General features: G+C 42.9%; 15 protein-coding genes and 1 pseudogene. 11 read left to right on the forward strand and 5 right to left on the reverse strand.

Annotation, left to right across the window (positions count from 1 at the left end):
* Positions 1 to 94: 94 nt before the first annotated feature.
* On the reverse strand, positions 95 to 1,930 hold the full coding sequence (typA, locus tag MKI79_RS01330) for a translational GTPase TypA (RefSeq protein WP_241570277.1): 1,836 nt from the start codon (positions 1,928 to 1,930) through the stop codon (positions 95 to 97).
* A gap of 398 nt (positions 1,931 to 2,328) precedes the next feature.
* Between typA and MKI79_RS01335 the strand changes: the two genes are divergently transcribed.
* Together MKI79_RS01335 and MKI79_RS01340 are read left to right on the forward strand one after the other, a co-directional pair.
* A complete protein-coding gene (locus tag MKI79_RS01335) occupies positions 2,329 to 3,345 on the forward strand; it encodes a methyltransferase (protein ID WP_241570278.1) in 1,017 nt (338 codons plus the stop codon).
* A 59-nt stretch (positions 3,346 to 3,404) separates the two neighbouring features.
* A pseudogene (locus MKI79_RS01340) lies at positions 3,405 to 4,889 on the forward strand (amino acid permease).
* A 75-nt stretch (positions 4,890 to 4,964) separates the two neighbouring features.
* On the opposite strand, the gene MKI79_RS01345 reads toward MKI79_RS01340, so the two are convergent.
* The 4 genes from MKI79_RS01345 to MKI79_RS01360 all read right to left on the reverse strand — a co-directional run bounded on the left by MKI79_RS01345 (position 4,965) and on the right by MKI79_RS01360 (position 10,744).
* Positions 4,965 to 7,034, reverse strand: coding sequence for a putative bifunctional diguanylate cyclase/phosphodiesterase (locus tag MKI79_RS01345; RefSeq protein WP_241570279.1), 2,070 nt, complete (start codon positions 7,032 to 7,034; stop codon positions 4,965 to 4,967).
* 399 nt (positions 7,035 to 7,433) lie between these two features.
* Positions 7,434 to 8,450, reverse strand: a complete 1,017-nt coding sequence (gene ilvC / locus MKI79_RS01350; RefSeq protein WP_092616551.1) for a ketol-acid reductoisomerase — start codon at positions 8,448 to 8,450, stop codon at positions 7,434 to 7,436.
* A gap of 78 nt (positions 8,451 to 8,528) precedes the next feature.
* A complete protein-coding gene (gene ilvN, locus MKI79_RS01355; RefSeq protein WP_241570280.1) occupies positions 8,529 to 9,020 on the reverse strand; it encodes an acetolactate synthase small subunit in 492 nt (163 codons plus the stop codon).
* On the reverse strand, positions 9,020 to 10,744 hold the full coding sequence (locus MKI79_RS01360; RefSeq protein ID WP_241570281.1) for an acetolactate synthase 3 large subunit: 1,725 nt from the start codon (positions 10,742 to 10,744) through the stop codon (positions 9,020 to 9,022). Before MKI79_RS01360 ends, ilvN begins: the two co-directional genes overlap by 1 nt.
* Before the next feature lie 639 nt (positions 10,745 to 11,383).
* On the opposite strand from MKI79_RS01360, the gene MKI79_RS01365 reads away from it, so the two are divergent.
* The 9 genes from MKI79_RS01365 to MKI79_RS01405 all read left to right on the forward strand — a co-directional run bounded on the left by MKI79_RS01365 (position 11,384) and on the right by MKI79_RS01405 (position 22,460).
* Positions 11,384 to 11,818 (forward strand): DUF4124 domain-containing protein, encoded by a 435-nt coding sequence (locus tag MKI79_RS01365; RefSeq protein ID WP_241570282.1) that lies wholly within the window; start codon positions 11,384 to 11,386, stop codon positions 11,816 to 11,818.
* Between the two features lie 161 nt (positions 11,819 to 11,979).
* The gene (gene leuS, locus MKI79_RS01370; protein WP_241570397.1) at positions 11,980 to 14,604 is read left to right on the forward strand and encodes a leucine--tRNA ligase; all 2,625 of its coding nucleotides are present in this window, start codon (positions 11,980 to 11,982) and stop codon (positions 14,602 to 14,604) included.
* Positions 14,605 to 14,679: 75 nt separating this feature from the next.
* The gene (locus MKI79_RS01375) at positions 14,680 to 15,204 is read left to right on the forward strand and encodes an LPS-assembly lipoprotein LptE (protein WP_241570283.1); all 525 of its coding nucleotides are present in this window, start codon (positions 14,680 to 14,682) and stop codon (positions 15,202 to 15,204) included.
* A 29-nt stretch (positions 15,205 to 15,233) separates the two neighbouring features.
* Entirely contained in the window at positions 15,234 to 16,223 is a 990-nt protein-coding gene (gene holA, locus MKI79_RS01380) for a DNA polymerase III subunit delta (RefSeq protein WP_241570284.1), read from the forward strand.
* Positions 16,224 to 16,364: 141 nt separating this feature from the next.
* Complete coding sequence (locus MKI79_RS01385; RefSeq protein ID WP_241570285.1) at positions 16,365 to 17,708, forward strand: MacA family efflux pump subunit; 1,344 nt, start codon at positions 16,365 to 16,367, stop codon at positions 17,706 to 17,708.
* Between the two features lie 3 nt (positions 17,709 to 17,711).
* On the forward strand, positions 17,712 to 19,700 hold the full coding sequence (locus tag MKI79_RS01390; RefSeq protein WP_241570286.1) for a MacB family efflux pump subunit: 1,989 nt from the start codon (positions 17,712 to 17,714) through the stop codon (positions 19,698 to 19,700).
* A gap of 15 nt (positions 19,701 to 19,715) precedes the next feature.
* On the forward strand, positions 19,716 to 21,134 hold the full coding sequence (locus MKI79_RS01395) for an efflux transporter outer membrane subunit (RefSeq protein ID WP_241570287.1): 1,419 nt from the start codon (positions 19,716 to 19,718) through the stop codon (positions 21,132 to 21,134).
* 180 nt (positions 21,135 to 21,314) lie between these two features.
* A complete protein-coding gene (locus tag MKI79_RS01400; RefSeq protein WP_241570288.1) occupies positions 21,315 to 22,151 on the forward strand; it encodes a hypothetical protein in 837 nt (278 codons plus the stop codon).
* A gap of 72 nt (positions 22,152 to 22,223) precedes the next feature.
* Positions 22,224 to 22,460, forward strand: a complete 237-nt coding sequence (locus tag MKI79_RS01405) for a putative hemolysin (RefSeq protein ID WP_241570289.1) — start codon at positions 22,224 to 22,226, stop codon at positions 22,458 to 22,460.
* Positions 22,461 to 22,526: the final 66 nt, after the last annotated feature.

A 22,526-nucleotide genomic window follows, 5' to 3' on the forward strand; every position in this document is an offset into this window, starting at 1 on the left:
CATAAAATATCATAAAAAAACCGACCTCTTTCGAAATCGGCTTTTGTTGACTCAAGCAAGTAAAGACTTAGAACATCATTACTTAGCAAATGAATTACTTATCACGGTTACGTTTGCGTTCGTTTTCCGTTAAGAATTTTTTACGGATACGGATCGACTTTGGCGTTACTTCGACTAGCTCATCATCTTCAATGAATTCAAGCGCTTGCTCAAGTGTATATTCAATCGCAGGTGTCAAAGTCAACGCATCATCTGTACCAGATGCACGGACGTTAGTCAGCTGTTTTGCCTTCGTTGGATTCACAACCATATCGTCAGAGCGAGAGTTGATACCCACGATCATGCCTTCATACACTTCAAGCTGTGGTTTAGCAAATAGACGACCACGATCTTGTAGCGTAAATAGCGCATAACCCAAGCAAGTACCTTGTACCATTGAGATCAATACACCATTTTGACGTTTTGCAACAGTACCTTGCTTCGCATCACCATAATGAGAGAAGCTTGACGTCATGATCCCTGTACCAGAAGTCATAGTCAAGAACTCTGAACGGAAGCCGATCAAACCACGAGATGGCACAGTTGCTTCGATACGGATACGACCTTTACCGTCCACTTCCATATTGGTGAGTTCGCCTTTACGGTGACCCATTTGCTCCATGACAGAACCTTGATGTTGCTCTTCCACATCAAAAGTCACGTTTTCATATGGCTCTTGTTTAACACCATTTTCTTCTTTCATGATCACTTGCGGACGAGATACACCCATCTCGAAGCCTTCACGGCGCATGTTTTCGATCAATACTGAAAGGTGAAGTTCACCACGACCTGATACTTTGAAACGGTCAGGACTGTCTGTATCTTCTACACGAAGTGCGACGTTGTGGATCAATTCACGGTCAAGACGTTCACGGATATTACGTGAAGTCACGAATTTACCTTCTTTACCAGCGAACGGCGAATTGTTCACTTGGAAAGTCATCGAAACTGTTGGCTCATCTACAGATAGCGGTGGTAATGCTTCAACATTTTTTGGGTCACAGATCGTATCAGAGATATTCAGTTCATCAATACCAGTGATACATACGATGTCACCTGCAGATGCTTCTTCCACATCAATACGCTCCAAACCGTGATAACCCATGATCTTTAATATACGACCGTTACGTGTTTTGCCTTCTTTGTCGATCACAGTGACTGGTGTGTTCAACTTCACTGAACCACGTTGGATACGACCAACACCGATGACACCCACGAAGCTGTTGTAGTCAAGTGATGAAATCTGCATTTGGAATGGACCGTCCACATCGACCGCAGGCGGTTCAACGATGTCAACGATGGTTTGGAATAGTGGTGTCATGTCGTCTGCAAGCTCATCGGGCGCAGGACCTGCCACACCACGAAGACCTGATGCGTAGACGATTGGGAAGTCTAACTGCTCATCTGATGCACCCAAGTTATCAAACAAATCAAATACTTGATCGATTACCCAGTCTGGACGTGCACTTGGCTTGTCCACTTTGTTGATGATCACGATTGGCTTCAAACCACGTGCAAAGGCTTTTTGCGTTACAAAACGAGTTTGAGGCATTGGACCTTCTTGTGAATCAACAAGAAGTAATACGCAGTCTACCATCGACATTACACGTTCCACTTCACCACCGAAGTCGGCGTGTCCTGGGGTGTCCACGATGTTGATACGATATGTGGTATCAGTACGTTTATCCAACCATGAAATCGCTGTATTCTTTGCAAGAATAGTAATACCACGCTCGCTTTCTAGCGCATTTGAATCCATGACACGCTCAATCTCACCTGCACGATCACCGAGAGCACCTGATTGTTGGAGTAGTTTATCAACCAATGTTGTTTTACCGTGGTCGACGTGCGCAATGATTGCGATGTTGCGAAGATTTTTAATATCTGACATGGAAAAATGCTACTAAAAAATTTGAGGACAAATTATACAGCAAAAGCCTAACATTGAGTAGTGACAGTTTGACGACAAATCCTCTAAGATTTTTTATTTATTTCTTTTTAAAAATCAAAACACTTCTTAAATTTTATACAATTCAAGTTATCCGATTACGCAAATTGATTGGATTTTTTATTGCAATCAGATGACAGATTTTATCTAGGTTTAAGCTATTTATCAGGCAAAGCAATATGATTAACAGCGATCAAACACCCCTGCAAAATAGCCCTTTATCTTTTTTTGTTTGCCTTATTGGTCGAGTCGATTAAAATAGTCGCCTTTTTTGAAATTGTTAATTGTTCATTTCAAGGAACTGATTAGCACAACCCAATATTTGCAAATGAGTATCGCCAATGGATGCAAAAAGTGAAGTGATTCTACGCCACGACCATTGGCAGGGTCGTATCTTATTGGTCAATCCACCACAAGATCAACTTTTTCAATCATTACAAAATGTCGGTGCGACACAAATATCGGTATGGACGTGGAATTTTGCAGATCATAGCTTTTTTAACAATCATCTCGAAAGCACTTTTGATGTTCAGCCAAAAGCAGATGATTATGATCAAATCATTATTTTTATCCCCAAAGCTAAGGCTTTACTCGACTATATTTTGGCGCAATGCATTCGCTTACTCGGCATAGGCAAATCAATTTATCTAGTCGGTGAGAAGAAAGCGGGGATTGAGCGTAGCGCCAAACAACTACAAAGCTTTGGCAAAACCATCAAACTCGATAGCGCACGACACTGCCAATTATGGCAACTGGTGATTGACAAACTGCCAACTGAAAAAGCAAGTCATTTAGAAACTTGGATTAAGCGTTATCCAATTTCAATAAATGATGAAACTTTGCAAATTTGCGCCCTACCTGGGGTGTTTAGCCAAGACCATCTTGATGTCGGTACAGCACAACTTTTACCTTATCTTAAACACGTCAAATCAGGCTCAGTCTTAGATTTCGGCTGTGGTGCAGGCATCATTTCAGCCGTTTTAGCAAAACAAGATTCGTCGAGAAAAATGACTGCTGTCGATATTGATGCTTTTGCACTGTGTTCAACCGAGCTCACTTTTGCAGAGAATCAGCTAAGTGAGCAACTCACGACGCTTGCGATTACCGACATTCAAGACATTTCAGATCAATTCGATGTGGTGGTCAGTAATCCACCGTTTCATCAAGGCATCAAGACCAATTATCAAGCCAGCGAAAATCTGTGTAAATTTGCCAAACAACGACTGCGTCCTCAAGGGGAATTGTGGATCGTTGCCAATCGTTTTTTGAATTACCCTTCCTTGATCGAAGCTCAGTTTGCACAGTGCGTGCAAAAAGCCGACAGTCGGGGATTTAAAGTTTTATATGCTCAAAGCTAAACTTTGTATGCGACTGCAAAGCATTCATGTAAAAAGCACACATGCAAGATGGACTTCATATGCAAAATGACCAAGCAGTAAACACTGCAACACCGCACCTAAAGCGTAAGCTCAGTGCGCGCCATCTGAATATGATCGCCATCGGCGGTTCGATCGGTACGGGACTGTTCCTTGCTTCTGGTGCAACGATTGCTACCGCAGGACCGGGTGGTGCATTAGTCGCTTATGCACTCATTGGGGTGATGATTTACTTCCTGATGACCAGTCTAGGAGAGCTTGCAACACATTATCCAAGCTCAGGCGCATTTTTTACCTATGGTAGTCGTTATGTCGATCAAGGTTTTGGTTTCGCCCTCGGTTGGAACTACTGGTACAACTGGGCGATCACTGTGGCTTTTGAGTTAGTCGCTGTACAGTTCATCATGAAATTTTGGTTTCCTGAAATCGAAGGCTTCTACTAGAGTGCGCTGTTTTTAGCGGTGATTTTTGGCATCAATGCGCTGACGGTCAAAGGCTTTGGAGAAAGTGAATTCTGGTTCTCTATGATCAAAGTAATCGCCATCATTGTATTTATTGCGATTGGTTTATTTACCATTGGCAAAATCATGCTCGATCCGATGCAAAGCATCACCCAAAACTGGGTGACAGGCGATGCGCCTTTTGTCGGTGGATTGCAAGCCATGATCGGGATTGCCATGATTGCAGGATTTTCTTTCCAAGGTACGGAAATGGTCGGTGTGGCAGCAGGTGAATCCAAAGAACCACATAAAACCATTCCTCTAGCGATCAAACAGATTTTTTGGCGAATTTTGCTGTTTTATACCCTGTGTATTTTCATCATCGGTACATTGGTAGCGTATAACGATCCGATGCTCCTACATGCCGCAAAGACTGAAAATGTGGCTTTATCACCATTCACCTTACTGTACGAGAAAGCAGGTTTTGCCTTCGCTGCCAGTGTCATGAATGCGGTAATCTTATCTGCGATCCTCTCTGCGGGTAACTCAGGCATGTATTCTTCAACACGTATGCTCTATGACATGGCAAGAGAAGGACGTGCACCGAAAGTCTTTGCCAAACTTGATCGTCGTGGCGTACCGATGAAAGCACTTTATGCGACGACTGCGGTGGCTGCGCTCTGTTTCCTCACCACATTTATTGGTGAAGAAGCTGTGTTCAATTGGCTGTTAAATACCTCGGGCATGTGTGGCTTTATCGTGTGGCTCGGCATTGCGATTTCACATTATCGTTTCCGTAAAGGCTATTTGAAACAAGGTCATCAACTCAGTGATCTGGCGTATCGTGCCAAATTCTTCCCATTTGCACCGTGGTTTGCATTTATTTTATGTAGTTTGATTATTCTCGGTCAGAATTATCAAGCACTCCTAGGCGGTAAAATCGATTGGCTCGGCTTACTCTCTACCTATATCAGCATTCCATTATTCTTAGCGATTTGGCTCGGTTATAAATTGAAGTATAAAACCAAGCTGATTCCATACTCGAAGATGGATGTACAACCCTTAAAAATTGACGACGACGCGTAATCATCACTCTCGCACAAATGCCATGACCAAATAAGTAATCTCATTACTCAAATCTCATGGCGTTTGAGTGTTTAATTAAACTTTCTGCAAATCAAACTTCGAATGCGCCAAGTCTTCAATCGGCATTGGCTTGGCAAAATAGTAACCCTGCAACTGATGACAGCCCAGTCGAATTAAAATTTCCGCTTGTTGCTCTGTTTCTACACCTTCAGCAGTGACAATCAACCCGAGCTGTGAAGCAAGATTGATAATACTTGCAAGGATAATTTCATCTTTTTTATTTTCACCATCAAGATGACTGACAAAGACTTTATCAATTTTCAACTCATCGATCGGCAAATCTTTGAGATATGAAAAGCTCGAATAACCCGTACCAAAATCATCAATTGCAATCTGCAAACCAATCTGTCTGAGTCGCTCAAATTTTTGTACGCACAGCTTCACATTGCGCATGGCGGTGGTTTCAGTCACTTCAATGATGAGATACTTGGCATTGATTTGGTATTTTTCTAATAACTCATCCAATACTTCGAACAACTCATCATGCTCAAACTGCGATGCAGAAAAATTTATCGCAATCGGTACTAACGGAAAGTCTGATGTCTGCCAAAGTTGAATTTGCTTACAAGCTTGCTCAAGTACCCAATGGCCAATGGACACAATCAGACCCGACTTCTCCGCAAGATCAATAAACTGATATGGTATCAGTAATCCAAGCTTGGGATGTTGCCAACGGATTAACGCTTCCACGCCACAGCATTGCAAATTGGCGTTGTATTTTGGCTGATAATGTAAAACCAGTTGATCATGTGTGATCGCAGTCGTTAAATCATTGATGAGATTATATTCTTGGCGTACACGCTGTGCTTCCAAGTTTTCATCAAAATAGTAAAATCCATTACGACCCTGTGCCTTGGCTTGCAACATCGCAAGATTGGCATTCATCACCAGTTCTTTAAAACTATTGCCGTGCTCAGGAAACATCGCAACCCCGATACTTGCAGACAGTGCAATGGTTTGATCACCAATTCGATAGTTGCGCTTAATCTTAGCATTCACCTGTTTGGCTAAAGCTTTGGCTTCCTCACCCGTCGCATTGGACACCATCATCACCAACTCATCACTACCAAAGCGTGCCAACCTGACATTACGCCACAAGGTTTGCTTCACCCGTTTTACCACCTCGATAAAGAGCTGATCTGCCATTTTGTGCCCATAGATTTCATTGATCATCCGAAACCGATCGAGATCAATATACAAAAAGGCAAGTTGCTGGTTATCAGCACGATGTTGCTGCAATATTTCACCGATACGATTTTCAACAAACAATCGATTTGGCAATTGCGTCAATTGATCGTGGGTATTTAAATTCACAATCTCAACATTCAGGCGATCCACATCTTGTTTCTTGAGCGCAATTTGTTTTTCAAACAATGAAAAGCTTGCACCGACAATAATCACCAAAACCAATAAAAATAGCATCCCCAAGACGAAATAAGCATGATTGGATTGAAATAATTCATACTGCTCCACCTGATCGACACTAACAAAATACACACTTGCCATGCCTGTGTAATGCATTGCCGCAATACTCAAGCCCATCATCACAGCGACGAAAATTCTCGATGAAATATGGTAAGAAGACGTCGATTTAAAACGATGTGATAAATAAAAAGTAACCCCTGCGCCGAGAATCGCAATCGCAATAGAAAGCAACACAATCATCGGCTGATAAATCATGGCATGCTGTTCAAAAATCAGTCCAGCCATACCTGTATAATGCATTGCAGAAATGCCTAACCCCATAAACACTGCACCCAAAATCACACGTGATACAGGAAGGCTAGAGAGCGTATTTAGCCAAAGTGCAAACATCGAAACAAAGGCGGCGATGACATAAGACAACGTGGTATAGGTCACATCAAAGCGATAACCATGTGGCAAATGACACGCCAACATACCGACAAAGTGCATGAGCCAAATCGCCAAGCCAAAAATCATGCCTGTTGCGATATTGATTGGTACGACGAGATGCGTATTTTTTTTATAATACGATAAATTTTCAACGCTAAAAGCAGCAAAGCTTACCCCGATCGCCACCGCAATCGACAATAAAACCAGCAAGACATTATAATCAGCATGCATGTTGCATTGCTCACATTTTAATTTTAAAAACCCCTATATTTTGCGTTATAGCACGATAAAGAGATTCTCTCTAGCCCACTCATTACTTTTTATGACTTTTTAGACTTCAGTTTACAAATTTAGGTCAATTTGAGTGATTTCTCGCACACAGCGCTAAAAAAGCCCTTGTAAAAACAAGGGCTCTTGAAAGAGTATACTAAAACTTAGTTCTTTTCTTTGTCTACGATTTTGTTCGCTTGAATCCAAGGCACGAAAAAAAAATGGGAAAGCACTGCTTTCCCATTTTTTAAGGCACGTAACGCACCCTTAGTTCTTTTCTTTGTCCACGATTTTGTTTGCTTGAATCCAAGGTACGAAAGAAAAGTAAAGCACTGCTTTACTTTTCTTAAGGCGCGTAACTTAGTTCTTTTCTTTGTCTACGATTTTGTTTGCTTGGATCCAAGGCATCATTGCACGCAACTTACCGCCAGTCACTTCGATACCGTGCGCCGCATTTTGACGACGACGAGCAGTCATAGATGGGTAGTTCAATGCACCTTCTTGGATGAACATCTTCGCATATTCACCAGATTGGATACGCTTAAGCGCATTACGCATTGCTTCACGAGATTGTTCATTGATAACTTCAACGCCAGTTACATATTCGCCATACTCAGCATTGTTAGATACTGAATAGTTCATGTCAGCGATACCGCCTTCGAACATCAAGTCAACGATCAATTTCAACTCGTGCAAGCATTCGAAATAAGCCATTTCTGGTGCATAACCCGCTTCAACCAAAGTTTCAAAGCCCATTTTTACAAGTTCTACAGCACCACCACAAAGCACTGCTTGCTCACCAAATAGGTCCGTTTCAGTTTCTTCACGGAATGAAGTTTCGATGATACCAGTACGACCACCACCAACACCTGAAGCATAAGACAATGCAACATTACGTGCATTACCAGACGCATCTTGGTGAATCGCGATCAAATCAGGTACACCTGAACCACGTTGGTATTCAGAACGTACTGTATGACCCGGTGCTTTTGGTGCAACCATGATCACGTCAAGATCAGCACGAGGTACAACTTGGTTATAAAGTACAGAGAAACCATGCGCAAATGCTAAAGTTGCGCCTTCTTTGATGTTCGGCTCGATCACATCACGATAAAGTTGAGATTGGAACTCATCTGGAGTCAAAATCATGACCAAGTCAGCTTGTGCAACAGCTTCTGGCACTTCAGCAACTTTAAGACCTGAGTTTTCAGCTTTTTTCCACGATGCAGAACCTGCACGTAGACCAACAGTCACGTCAACACCTGAGTCTTTCAAGTTCAATGCGTGTGCATGACCTTGTGAACCATAACCAACGATGGCAACTTTCTTAGATTGGATAATTGATAAATCACAGTCTTTATCATAAAAAATTTGCATTTGTGTTCTCCGCTAAAATGCTTTTTTTAAAATCTCCCCGAATACGCTTTCAATGCGTTCAACTTCGGGGGGATTGAGTTAAATACTTAAAACTTTTTCACCACGTGCAATACCAGAAACGCCCGAACGCACCACTTCCAAGATGGTATTTTCAGACAATGCGTCGATAAAACCATCGAGCTTATCAGTTGCACCTGCGATTTGAATGACATAGGTATTCGGCGTCACATCAACGATTTGCGCACGGAAAATATCCGCTGTACGTTTGATCTCGGCACGAGATGCACCTAGTGCACGCACTTTGATCAACATCAATTCACGCTCGATATGCGCACCATCGGATAGATCAACTACTTTCACCACTTCAACCAATTTGTTGAGTTGCTTGGTGATTTGCTCAATCTTGTGCTCATCACCATAAGTCGTCAAAGTCAAACGAGATAAGGTTTCATCATCAGTCGGTGCAACATTTAATGTTTCGATGTTATAACCACGTTGGCTGAACAAACCAACTAGACGTGATAGCGCACCTGCCTCATTTTCAATGAGTACGGAAATAATATGTCGCATTAGGTACGCTCCCCTTTTGATAACCACATATCACGCATCGACTGACCTGCAACCAACATTGGATAAACGTGCTCTGAACGATCGACCATGACATTGATAAATACACACTTATCATTGATCGCCATCGCTTCTTCAAGCTTCGCTTCAAGCTCATCAGCATGGTCGATTTGAATACCAACATGACCGTATGCTTCCATCAGCTTTGGAAAATCTGGCAATGAATCCACATACGAGCTTGAGTGACGACCTTCGTAGTTCATGTCTTGCCACTGCTTCACCATACCTAATGCACGGTTATTCAAGCATAAGATTTTGACATTCATCCCATATTGCTTACAGGTCGACAGCTCTTGGATACACATCTGAATCGATGCTTCACCTGTCACGCAGACCACTTGCTTGTCTGGGAAAGCCAATTTTGAAGCCATCGCATACGGTAGACCAACACCCATCGTACCTAGACCACCTGAGTTGATCCATTGACGTGGGTGCTTGTATTTGTAATACAAAGCAGCAAACATTTGGTGCTGACCCACATCTGAAGTAATGATCGCATCACCATGCGTGACTTTATACAAAGCTTCAATCACTTGCTGTGGTTTCATGCTGTTATCGGTTGCTTCTTTGTAGCGTAAACCGTGTACAGCACGCCAGCCGTCAATCTGCTTCCACCATTCAGCAATCGCTTCAGGATTTGGTTTTGACACATTAAGTTGTTTCATTTGTGCCAACATTTCTTGAAGCACAGGCTCGACTGCACCAACGATTGGAATCTGCGCAGTTATGGTTTTTGAAATCGTTGCAGGATCAACATCAATATGAATGACACGTGCATTCGGGCAGAATTTTGCAGGGTTATTAGTCACACGATCATCAAAACGTGCGCCAATCGCAAAAATCACATCGGCATTGTGCATCGCCATGTTTGCTTCATAGCAACCATGCATCCCTAGCATACCGACAAATTGCGGATCATCACCCGGGAAGCCACCAAGCCCCATCAATGTATTGGTCACTGGGAAATTCAAAATATGTGCAATTTCTGTCAAATATTCAGATGCATTACCTTGTACAACGCCACCACCTGTATAGATCACAGGGCGTTTTGCAGTGAGTAACTCATCAATCGCCTTACGAATCTGACCTGAGTGACCACGTGTTGGTGGTTGATACGAACGCATCTTCACTTTTTCAGGATATTCGTATGCAAATTTCTCAGCAGGATTGGTTGCATCTTTTGGAATATCAACAACGACTGGACCTGGACGACCAGAGGCAGCGATATAAAATGCTTTTTTGATAATGGCGGGAATTTCACTGGCATGACGCACTTGGAAACTATGCTTCACGATCGGACGAGAGATACCGACCATGTCCGTTTCTTGGAATGCGTCTTCACCGATCAAGTGGGTTGCCACCTGACCAGATAAAATCACCATTGGAATCGAATCCATATAGGCAGTCGCAATCGGTGTGACCGTATTTGTTGCACCAGGACCACTTGTGACGAGGACGACACCTGTTTTCCCTGTGACACGAGAATATGCATCGGCCATATGCCCTGCTGCTTGCTCGTGACGCACGAGATAGTGCTCAATCTTGTCCTGCTGAAAAAGCGCATCATAAATATGTAAAACTGCGCCGCCCGGATAACCAAAAACGTGTTCAACACCTTCGTCCGCCAAAGCGCGAACGAGCATTTCACCACCTGATAAAAGTTCCAACGTATTCACCCTAGACTTTCTGGATGCAGTACTCACGTACGTATTTAGATATTCGAGAAACTTCTCATCCCAAAAATACGTGCATCGACTACATCAAATTTAAAAAAACAAATATTCATAAAATATTCGGGCGACATAAAATTGTCGCCTGATATGGGATTAGCTTAACCGTGATGTAAAAATACACATTGCATGGACTACTTTTCCAACAATGACAAGATCGCTTCGGGTGGAAGAAGATCGAGTTCGACGCCCTGCTCGTCTAGAGTTTCAGAGGCTTATCACGGCTATGATATGGATTCGAAGGGTGATCGAATAAATATACATAAACTAAAGCGAGCATTTTTGATGCTATTGCCCTGAAAGTCAAGTTTTCTATGTGTTTTATTCAAAGCTTTTTTTCAAAAAGGTGCTTCCTCTATCAGGAACATCATTTCGTCGTCAAAAGTATCTTTCTAGCGCCTAGATTTTGTGATGAGTTGATTTGCATTTTGGTTAATTTTTCACACAAATATGCTATTTAGATTTAAGATAAGAAAATATCTGTCCTCTTATATCGTCGATAATAGACAGCGCATGGAGCTCAAAATGTTCTTAAATACAAATTTTTTGATTGCTAAAAAACACATGAATATCAAGATGAAAACAAGCCTAGTCTTACTTGCAACAACTCTTGCAAGTACCGCACCGCAAATCGCTCAGGCGCAAAAATTTTACAAATGGATCGATGCTAACGGCTCAACACACTACACCACTACACCACCACCCAAAAATGCAAAAAAACTAGGCAATATTAACACCTACAATGATACGCCGAGTGGTCGTAACCTCACGCCACCACCTCAAGCAAGCAACGCACAAGAAAATACTCAAGCTGCGAACAATGCGAATCAAGCTGCAAAAGAGGCCGAAGCAGCAGCTGATGCCGCTACGAATCAAACCCTACCAAAAGTACCACCGTCTAGCAATAGTGCGCCATCACAATCAAATGAGCGCATCACATTACCTCAAGTTGGTGAAGACCCAACACGCGGACAAGAACAAATCTTAAATACGGGTCGCAACTTGTTATAAATTGCCCCACAAATGCCATCAAAGCACCGAAATTACGCAAATCAATCCACGAAATTTGCGCTTTTTTTTTCAATTTGCGCTATGCTGTGCAACATTAATTTCCCTTATTTTATCACTCAGCGAATTTAGAGTTTTTGAGTTAATTTAACGCCATGACCATGATGTCTTCTACGCCGATTCAGGCTGAATACCAAGCCAATACCATTGAACCACAGATTCAACAGGACTGGGCAACACGCCAAGTCTTTAAGGTTGCCGACCAAGTCGAAGGCAAGCATCGCTACATCCTCTCGATGTTCCCATATCCAAGTGGCAAACTGCATATGGGTCATGTGCGCAATTACACCATTGGCGATGTGATCAGTCGTTTTTATCGTTTGAAAGGTGAAACGGTACTGCAACCAATGGGTTGGGATGCGTTTGGTTTGCCTGCGGAAAATGCAGCGATCGCCCATCAAGTTGCCCCTGCGAAGTGGACTTTTGAAAATATTGACTACATGCGTAATCAACTCAAAAGTCTTGGCTTATCTGTGGATTGGGATCGTGAGATTGCCACTTGTACACCTGAATATTACCGTTGGGAACAATGGCTCTTTGTTCAACTTTATAAAAAAGGTTTGATTTACCGCAAGCTCTCAACCGTGAACTGGGATCCTGTTGATCAAACTGTACTTGCCAATGAGCAAGTGGAGGATGGTCGTGGTTGGCGTTCGGGTGCCTTGGTGGAAAAGCGTGATATTCCAATGTATTACTTCCGCATCACCGACTATGCGCAAGAGCTTTTGGACGATTTAGACCAATTACAAGACGGTTGGCCTCAGCAAGTCTTGACCATGCAACGCAACTGGATTGGTCGCTCGGAAGGTATGGAAATCACATTCCCATCCGCTGATCCGTCGATCTATGCTGATGGCTTAACCGTTTACACTACTCGTCCTGATACCTTGATGGGTGTGACTTATGTAGCAGTTGCTGCCGATCATCCTTTGGCGAAAAAAGCGGCTGAGCTTCGTCCTGAACTAGTGTCATTTATTGAAGAATGTCGTCATGGTTCAGTTGCCGAAGCCGATCTTGCTACCGCCGAGAAAAAAGGCAAGCCGACAGGCTTATTCGTCAAGCATCCTGTAACTGGCGAGCAAGTCGAAGTGTGGATTGCCAACTATGTGTTAATGACTTACGGCTCAGGGGCTGTGATGGCTGTGCCTGCGCATGATGAGCGTGACTTTGAATTTGCCAATAAATTTAATTTACCGATTAAACAAGTGATTGATGCCAAAGGCGCAGATGATGCCGACTTTGACACCACACAATGGCAAGAATGGTATGGCTCGAAAAATGGCACATTGATCAATTCTGGTGAATTTGATGGCTTAACTTTCCAAGAAGCGTTTGATGCGTTAATTGCTAAGCTCGAACCGCAAGGTCAAGCTTTGAAAAAAGTGCAATTCCGTCTGCGAGATTGGGGCGTATCACGTCAGCGTTATTGGGGTTGTCCAATTCCAATGATCAACTGTGCGTCTTGCGGTCAAGTGCCTGTGCCTGAAGATCAGTTACCAGTGGTATTGCCGACCGATGTGGTGCCTGATGGTTCGGGTAATCCATTGGCGAAAATGCCTGAGTTTTATCAAACTACCTGCCCAAGCTGTGGCACAGATGCAAAACGTGAAACTGACACCTTAGATACGTTTGTCGAATCTTCATGGTATTACGCACGGTATGCTTCACCTGACTACACCGATGGCATGATCAAACCTGAAGCCGCTGCATCATGGTTGCCAGTCAATCAATATATCGGTGGTGTGGAACATGCGATTTTGCATCTTTTATATGCGCGCTTCTTCCACAAACTGATGCGCGACGAAGGCGTAGTGCAAGGTAACGAACCATTTACCAATCTATTAACACAAGGCATGGTCTTGGCGGATACCTTCTACCGTGAAGATGCCAGTGGCAAGAAAACATGGTTTAACCCTGCCGATGTTGAGCTTGAGCGTGATGAAAAAAGTCGCATCACCGCTGCAACATATAAAGGCGATGGTAAAGCCGTGGTAATTGGTGGACAAGAAAAAATGTCCAAATCTAAAAACAACGGTGTCGATCCACAGTCGATTATTGATCAATATGGCGCTGATACTGCACGTGTATTTATGATGTTTGCCGCACCGCCTGATCAATCTTTAGAATGGTCGGATGCAGGTGTAGAAGGCGCAAACCGTTTCTTAAAACGAGTGTGGCGTTTAACCACGACCTTCTTGGAAAAAGGTAATACATCTAAAGACATTGATGGTGCAAATCTTTCTAAAGATGCGCAAGATTTACGTCGTAAAGTGCATGAAACAATTGCCAAAGTCGGTGATGATATCGAACGTCGTCATGCTTTTAATACTGCCATTGCCGCACAGATGGAATTACTTAACAGCATCACCAAGTTTGAGGCCAAAGATGACAGCGATGCTGCTGTACAACGTGAGGCAATCATCAGCTTACTCACCATGCTTGCACCATTTGCACCACATTTGAGCCAGACGTTGTTAGCACAGTTTGAGATTGATCTCACGGCGACATCATTCCCTGAAGTCGATGCTTCGGCATTGACTCGCAATACGCAAACCATCGTTGTACAAGTCAATGGTAAACTGCGTGGTAAATTGGAAGTTGCTGTAGACATTGCCAAAGTGGATCTCCTTGCACAAGCTAAGGCATTGCCTGAGGTTCAACAATTCTTAACAGGCCCAACCAAGAAAGAAATTGTGGTGCCAAATAAATTGGTCAACCTTGTAGTTTAAAGCTGTGGTTTAAATCATGTCGTATAAATTAACGATTTGAATGATCATTTTTAATGAATGAATAAGGAAAAAATAATGCACTTGATTCGACGTTTTGCAATCATTGTTCTAAGCTTAGGATTAAGTGCGAGTTTTGTCGGCTGTGGTTTTCAACTCCGTGGCGCACAGATTAAAGCCCTACCGACGCAATACCAGTCGGTACAATTGACGTTGCCTGAAAATGCACAAGATTTGGAAAAACCATTAAAAGTTTATCTCAGTAATCTTGGCGCACAGGTCAACCAAACACATGCTTTGACTCGCCTCAAGGTGACCGATTACGAACTCAAGCGTCGTCAGTTCCGTGGCAAACTCACCGAAGTTCAATTGCACATGTCTGCAACTTTTCAAATCGAAAATATGCAAGGCGAGCCACTGACTGCACCTCGCACAGTCATCTCACAGCGCACGTATCAATATGATATTGCGACTGTCAACACCGAGCGTCAAGAAGAGCAATTCTTTATCAAAGTCATGAATGAAGATATCGCTCAACAGATCATCCGTCAGTTGCACACCAATCGCTTGCCGACGGCTGTGCTTGATCAAGCACCTGAATAATTCATTCATTTAATTTTGATTTTGCCTAGATGAAACTCGACTATCAACAAGCTTTGAGCCGTGTTACTGAGGCGCAAGGTGCTTGGCTTGTGCATGGTGGCGAACCTTTGCTTGAGCAAAACCTGCTATCAGCATTTCGAGAACATTGGCAATCACAAGGCATCGAACGTCAACGTTTTGAATTGCAAAATGTGCAAGATTGGAAGCAGGTTTTTGCTGCGCTAAATAGTTTATCGTTATTCTCTAGTCAGCTTGCCATCGAAGTGCATGGCAACATCAAACCTGATGCGCAAAGCTTAAAACTGTTAAAAAGCTATCTACAAGATCCGATGGATAATTTCTTGCTGATCGTCTTTCCCAAGCAAGAAAGTCAAAGCCTAAAATCTGCATTTTTTCAAGCCATCGAAGCCAATGCTGCTGTGGTTGCGCTAAGTGCTTATGGCGCACAGCAACAACAACGCATCTTACAAATTGAAGCAGAAAAAATCGGTATTCGACTGACGACGCAAGCTTGGCAATGGCTGATTTTTAATCATGAAAATAATTTACTTTCTGCTCGCAATACTCTGCTTGAATTAGCCGATAGCTTTTCTGACCTTGCACAAATTGACATTCCCGAGCTTGAACAAAGCGTACAGGATCAATCTCGCTTTAGCACCTTTGATCTGGGCGATGCCTGCTTAAAAGGTGATTTGGCACAAGCGGTAAAAATTCTGAATTTTCTCATTGAATCAGGCGAAGCTTCACCATTGATTTTTTGGGTATTACAAAAAGAAATGCGTTTGATCTTGCAACTGTTTGAACAACCGCAAAATGCACTGCAACTCGGCATTTGGAAAAATAAGCTGTCACTTTACCAAAATGCGCTACGACGTTTTACACCACAACAACTATTAACATGGTCAGATTTATTACTGCGCACCGATCAAGCGATTAAGGGTTTGGGCGATGAAAATCCTGATGATTTATTATTACAATTGGTTTGTGCGCTGAGTGGTAAAAAGATTTTTGAACATTAAGATTATTTTTGCATTACTTAAATTGTTAAACTTTACTAAATAAGCTCATGATAAGTTACGATAATTTAATATAAATATTCATGTTTTATCCTTAATTCAAACATATACTGATGCAAATATTCTCATTTAGACTGTTTCATCATGCCTGCCAAGTCCAAACGCTCCAAGATTATTTTTACGATTATTGCCATTTTATTCATTGCCTTATTGGCATGGTGGCTTTTAAAACCAAAAGAAGAGCTTCCAAGCTATATCACCGCACAAGTCGAGCGTGGCGATATTGAAAATAGTGTGATCGCAACTGGCTTACTCGAAGCAACCAAAATCGTCAGCGTCGGTGCACAGGCGTCTGGTCAGCTGAAAAAAATGTATGTCGAGCTTGGTGATGAAGTCAAACAAGGGCAATTGATCGCACAAATCAACTCGGTGACCCAAGAAAACGAAATCCAAACTGCACAGGCGAGTATCAAAAATCAACAAGCGCAACTGGCTGTTCGACAAGCGACCTTAGCTCAAGTGCAAGCAGAATATAACCGTCAAAAGAATATGTATGCGCAAGATGCTACTTCAAAAGCCGAGCTTGAATCTGCATTGGCAAGCTATAAAACAGCTCAAGCGGAGATCGTTGCACTCAATGCGCAGATTGAACAATCTCGCTTAACCTTAGCAACTGCACAAGAAGAATTAGGCTATACCCGCATTATTGCACCGATGGACGGCACAGTGGTGGCAATCGTGACTGAAGAAGGTCAAACGGTCAATGCCAATCAAAGTGCACCAACCATTGTCAAATTGGCAAAACTTGACACCATGACCGTGAATGCAGAAATTTCTGAAGCCGACGTGATGAAAGTGGAAAAAGGTCAATCTGTCTATTTCACCACACTCGGTGATAGCGAGAAAAAATACTACGCAACACTACGTCAGATTGAGCCTGCTCCTGAGTCGATCAGCGATGATTCTTCAAGCAGTTCAAGTTCTAGCTCAAGTGAAGCAATCTACTACAATGCACTTTTCGATGTTCCGAATGAAGATGGGAAATTGCGTATCGACATGACTGCACAGGTGTCTATCATTATTGATCAAGCTAAAAATGTGCTGACTATCCCATCTTCAGCGATTGAAACAAAATCTTCTGGCAGCAAAACTTCATCATCAACTAATAAACAATCTGCATCAAGTCAAAAAGACGCTGGTTCAAACACTGGTAAAGATGGCAAAGGCTCAAATCGTCCGACAACATTACAGTTAACCGCTGCTGAACAAGCCCTCATTGATCAAGGCAAAGCGACTCGTGCAATGGTACGTGTCTTACAAGCTGACGGCACTGCAAAGCCAACCCCTGTACTGGTCGGATTGAATAACCGTGTCACCGCACAAGTGCTCAAAGGCTTAAAAGAAGGTGATGAGGTGGTGATCTCAGACAGCGCAGATACTTCGAATGACGCTGCAAAACGTAACAACCGTGGTCCAATGAGAATGTAATCCATGAGTCAGAATCAACAACCTCTACTTGAGGTCAACAATCTGATCCGTGAATTTCCCGCAGGCGAAACTTCGGTACAGATTCTCAAAAGCATTGATCTGAAAATCTATGCAGGCGAATTGGTTGCCATTATTGGTCAGTCAGGTTCAGGCAAATCTACCTTGATGAATATCTTAGGTTGCTTGGATAAACCAACCTCAGGTAGCTATAAGGTCAATGGTCAAGAAACTGGTCAGCTTGAACCTGATCAATTGGCACAGCTTCGTCGTGAATATTTTGGTTTTATTTTTCAGCGCTATCATCTGCTTGGTGATTTGACAGCAACAGGTAACGTCGAAGTCCCTGCGGTCTATGCGGGGGTCAATCCGACTGAACGCCACGAACGCTCATCAAAGATTCTCAGTGAACTTGGGCTCGGTGAACGTCTTGATCATCGTCCTAGCCAATTATCTGGTGGTCAACAGCAACGTGTGTCCATCGCTCGTGCCTTGATGAATGGCGGTGATGTGATCCTCGCCGATGAACCAACAGGCGCATTGGATAAGAATAGTGGCTTCGAAGTGATGCGTATTTTGCGTGAGCTAAATGCCAAAGGTCACACGGTTATTTTAGTCACCCATGATATTAATGTTGCGAAAAACGCTACACGAATTATCGAAATCAGTGACGGAAAAATTATTTCCGACCAACCGAATGAGCCAACTTATCAAGACGATGAACAACCGATCACTGAACGTCAAACCTTAGTTCGTGAAAAGAAAAAGAAATCTTCGCCACTACGTTCATTCTTAGATCGTCTTGGTGAAGCATTCCGCATGGCACTGATCGCCATGAATGCGCATCGTATGCGTACATTCTTAACCATGCTTGGTATTATCATCGGTATTGCTTCGGTGGTATCCGTCGTTGCCCTCGGTAATGGTTCACAAAAGCAAATTTTAGAAAACATCAGCAGTTTGGGTACCAATACCATTACCGTCTATCAAGGTCGGGGATTCGGTGATAACTCTCGAACCGCCTCCAATAAAACCCTTGTCCCAGATGATGCAACAGCACTGTCCGAACAACCTTATGTCGAAGCGGTGAGTCCGAGTGTCAATACCTCCGTGACTGCACGTTTTAAAGAAACGGAAGCCTCAGCAACGGTCAATGGCGTGGGTGCAAGCTATTTCGATGTCAAAGGTTTAACCTTTGCCAGTGGTCAGGCGTTTGATGAACGTAGTACCACGCAAATGAGTCAAGATGTGATCATTGATCAAAATACCAAAGACACGTTCTTTAGTGATGGTACTGATCCGATTGGTCAAGTGATCTTACTTGGTAGTGTGCCGAGCCGTGTGATTGGCGTTTTAGACAAAGAGAAAAGTAGCTTTGGTAATAGTGATAGCTTAAATGTCTACCTACCGTATTCGACCGTACTTAGTCGTTTTATGGGACAATCCAATGTCCGTAGCATCATTGTCCGTGTCAAAGACGAATATTCGAGTGCTGCGGCGGAAAATGCCATCTTAAAATTGATCGTACAACGTCACGGTGCAGAAGATGTATTTACGCAGAACTCTGACAGTATCCGTGAAACCATTGAACAAACCACGCAAACCATGACGCTCCTCGTGTCGTCCATTGCCGTGATTTCTTTGATCGTCGGCGGTATTGGCGTGATGAATATTATGCTCGTTTCCGTCACTGAACGTACTCAAGAGATTGGTGTCCGCATGGCAGTTGGCGCAAGACAAGGTGATATTTTGCAACAATTCCTCATCGAAGCGATTCTGGTCTGTATCTTGGGTGGGATCTTGGGTGTACTCATGGCACTTGGCATCGGACAGATCATTAATAAAATCGCAGGCGACTCATTCCAAATGGCATATTCAAGCACCTCGATGATCGCCGCCTTTGTCTGCTCAAGTATGATCGGGATTATTTTTGGTTATCTCCCTGCGAAAAATGCCGCACAGCTTGATCCTGTCAATGCGCTTGCTCGTGAATAAATAAGGTTGAATTTTATGTTGAACACTTTCCAAGTCAAAGCACTCCCAAAGCTTAGTGCATTGATCATTCTGCCTATTTTATTTACTGGCTGTGTCGCAACAGTAAAAACGCCCTATCAAGCACCGACTACCACTGTGCCGACAAGTTTTGCATATCAAAATACGTCAAATGGTTTAACTGCCGAACAGTGGTCTGACCAATGGTGGACACTATTTAATGATGCACAGTTGAATGCCTTAGTCGATCAAGTCATTGCCAAAAATGCTGATCTTGCAGTCGCTGGTATTGCACTCAAACAAGCACGTTTACAAGCTGATCTCACGGCAAACCAACAAGGTCTACGTGTCGGCTCAAATGTATCGACTGGACACAGTTTTGATTTAAACTCAGGTACTGACAGTGCCAATGGTCTATCGTTAAGTGGCAACGTCAGCTATGAAATTGATCTGTTTGGCAAGCTCGCCAATCAAACTCAAGTACAGCGTTGGGAAGCTCTGGCGACCGAGCAAGATTTACAATCGACTGCACAAAGTCTAATTGCCACGACCTGTAATCTCTATTGGCAATTGGCATATTTAAACGAGCGTATGACTGCTGCCGAACAAAGTCTAGCGACCAGCAACAAACTATTTGATCTAGTCAAAGTACAATATCGAGCAGGTGCAGTATCAGGCATTGAGCTCACCGAAGCGGAGCAATCTGTACAAAGCCAAAAAGCAAGTATTAGCCAACTACGTCAACAAGTCGTTGAGGCGAAAACTGCACTGGCTGTATTACTTCATCAGCCTATACATCTACTCAACATCGACATTCCTAAAAAGCTACCGCAGTCCAGTTTGCCAAATATTGATGCAGGGCTTCCTGCAACATTGATCGCACGTCGACCTGACTTGCAAGCCGCAGAGCTTCGCCTACGCAAAACCCTTGCAACTAAAGATGCGACTAAAGCGAGCTATTATCCGTCGATTAGTCTGACTGGCTCGCTTGGTACAAGTAGCACTTCTTTGACAGAGCTTTTGCAAAATCCAGTATTGGCGCTCGGTGCAAGTTTAAGTTTGCCATTTTTGCAATATAACGATATGAAAAAAGACATTGCAATCAGCGAACTGGACTATGAGTCTGCGATCATTAGCTACCGTCAGACTTTGTATCAAGCTTTTGCTGATGTAGAAAATGCACTCTCAGGTCGTATCGAAGCCAATGCCCAACTTAGCGATCAACAGAAAAATTTAGAACTTGCACAAAAAAGTGCTCGACTGAATGAAGTACGCTATCGCAATGGTGCAATTGCCTTGAAGAATGTCTTAGATGCGCAGGAATCTGTACGCAGTGCAGAAGTATCTTTGGCGCAAACGCGCTACAATCAATACACGGCATATGTGACACTGATGCAAGCTTTAGGTGGTTCGCCAATTCAAGCATTATCGCAATAATTTTAAAGACGCTTCACACGACAAATAAAAGACTGCATGAGTTTTCTGATGCGGTCTTTTTACTTTTTCACAACGACAGTCTAAGATGTTTCATCCATAATAAAATCACCATCCGCATTGAAGCCATCATTAATTTTCTCAAAAAGCATAGCAAGCTCATAGAAAAATCAGGAATGCCTCATGAATTACAAAGAGAAAATCAAAGCCAGTCGCCTACTCAAACAAATTTATGCGCACGATAACGTCAATCTTGAACATCGTTTTGAGGATATTTTTGGCTACCACACCGATTTTCTCACAGCGCAAGACCAAGCACTTTTGGCACGCAATCATCTCCAACCCAATCAATTCAAGCAGTTTGCTCATGATGATTTGGTTGAAGAATTTCTTTCACTCAAACAGCACTCCAAACTGACTTTTGATTTTATTAAGGCGTTATTCTTAAAAGGGCTGACAGGAGAATTCCCACGATTTCGCCAAGCTATGATCAGTTATTTATATCTCCAAGAACTCACAGCACATGATTATGAAAATTCCACAACACATGCACATTGTCAGGTTTGTGAGCTACCTGCGCATGTCAATATTGACACCACCAATATACTCAACACCTATTATTTAGGGCATACGTGGAATGAAATGCCTGCACACTTTGTGGCAGATTTAACCGAGATTCTGGATTATCCGATGCCAAAAATTACCGATCATGAGATTAGCCATTTCAAGAATTTGCTCATTGAGATCAGCAAAGCCGATGCTGACGAAACTGCTTCTCAACTTGCCAAACGTCTTGGTCAAGCAAAGTCACTTCCCAAAACAGATACTTATAAACGCTATGGCATTTTGCAAAGTTTAGCCTTACTAGGGATATTACCGAGTAGCGACGTGTTTTCAGCACAATCAACAAGTACCGAAATCACTTATCCACTCTCTGGTTGGCGTGGAAGTCTTGGCGTTGATTTTGATAAAGCGGATGCACTTTTTCCACGCCAACCAACCGACAAAACATCAACCTAATTACCAATCACAAACATCTGTATCACATCCATTTGACTTATCATGACAGCTTCAAAATTTGGGACAATAATCATGTACAAACTCATCACTGCAACCATTCCTTTTGCTTTACTTGCAGCATGTAGCACCACGCCACAACAAGAAAAACCAATCGGCATGGCGAATCCTGCAAGTGTTTATTGTGCTGAAGTTGGTGGTAAAACCATCATTAAGAAAACGCCTGAAGGTGAAGCGGGATATTGCCAGTTGCCATCAGGGGAGGTAGTGGATGAATGGGATTTTTATCGTAAGCACCTTGCGCAAAAATGATTTAGACCGTTTTTATTTGGAACCTTCAAACGTTATAAACCATTAAAGCAGATAACATTTCCCACA

Source organism: Acinetobacter sedimenti (genome assembly GCF_022601685.1).
GTDB lineage: Bacteria > Pseudomonadota > Gammaproteobacteria > Pseudomonadales > Moraxellaceae > Acinetobacter > Acinetobacter sedimenti.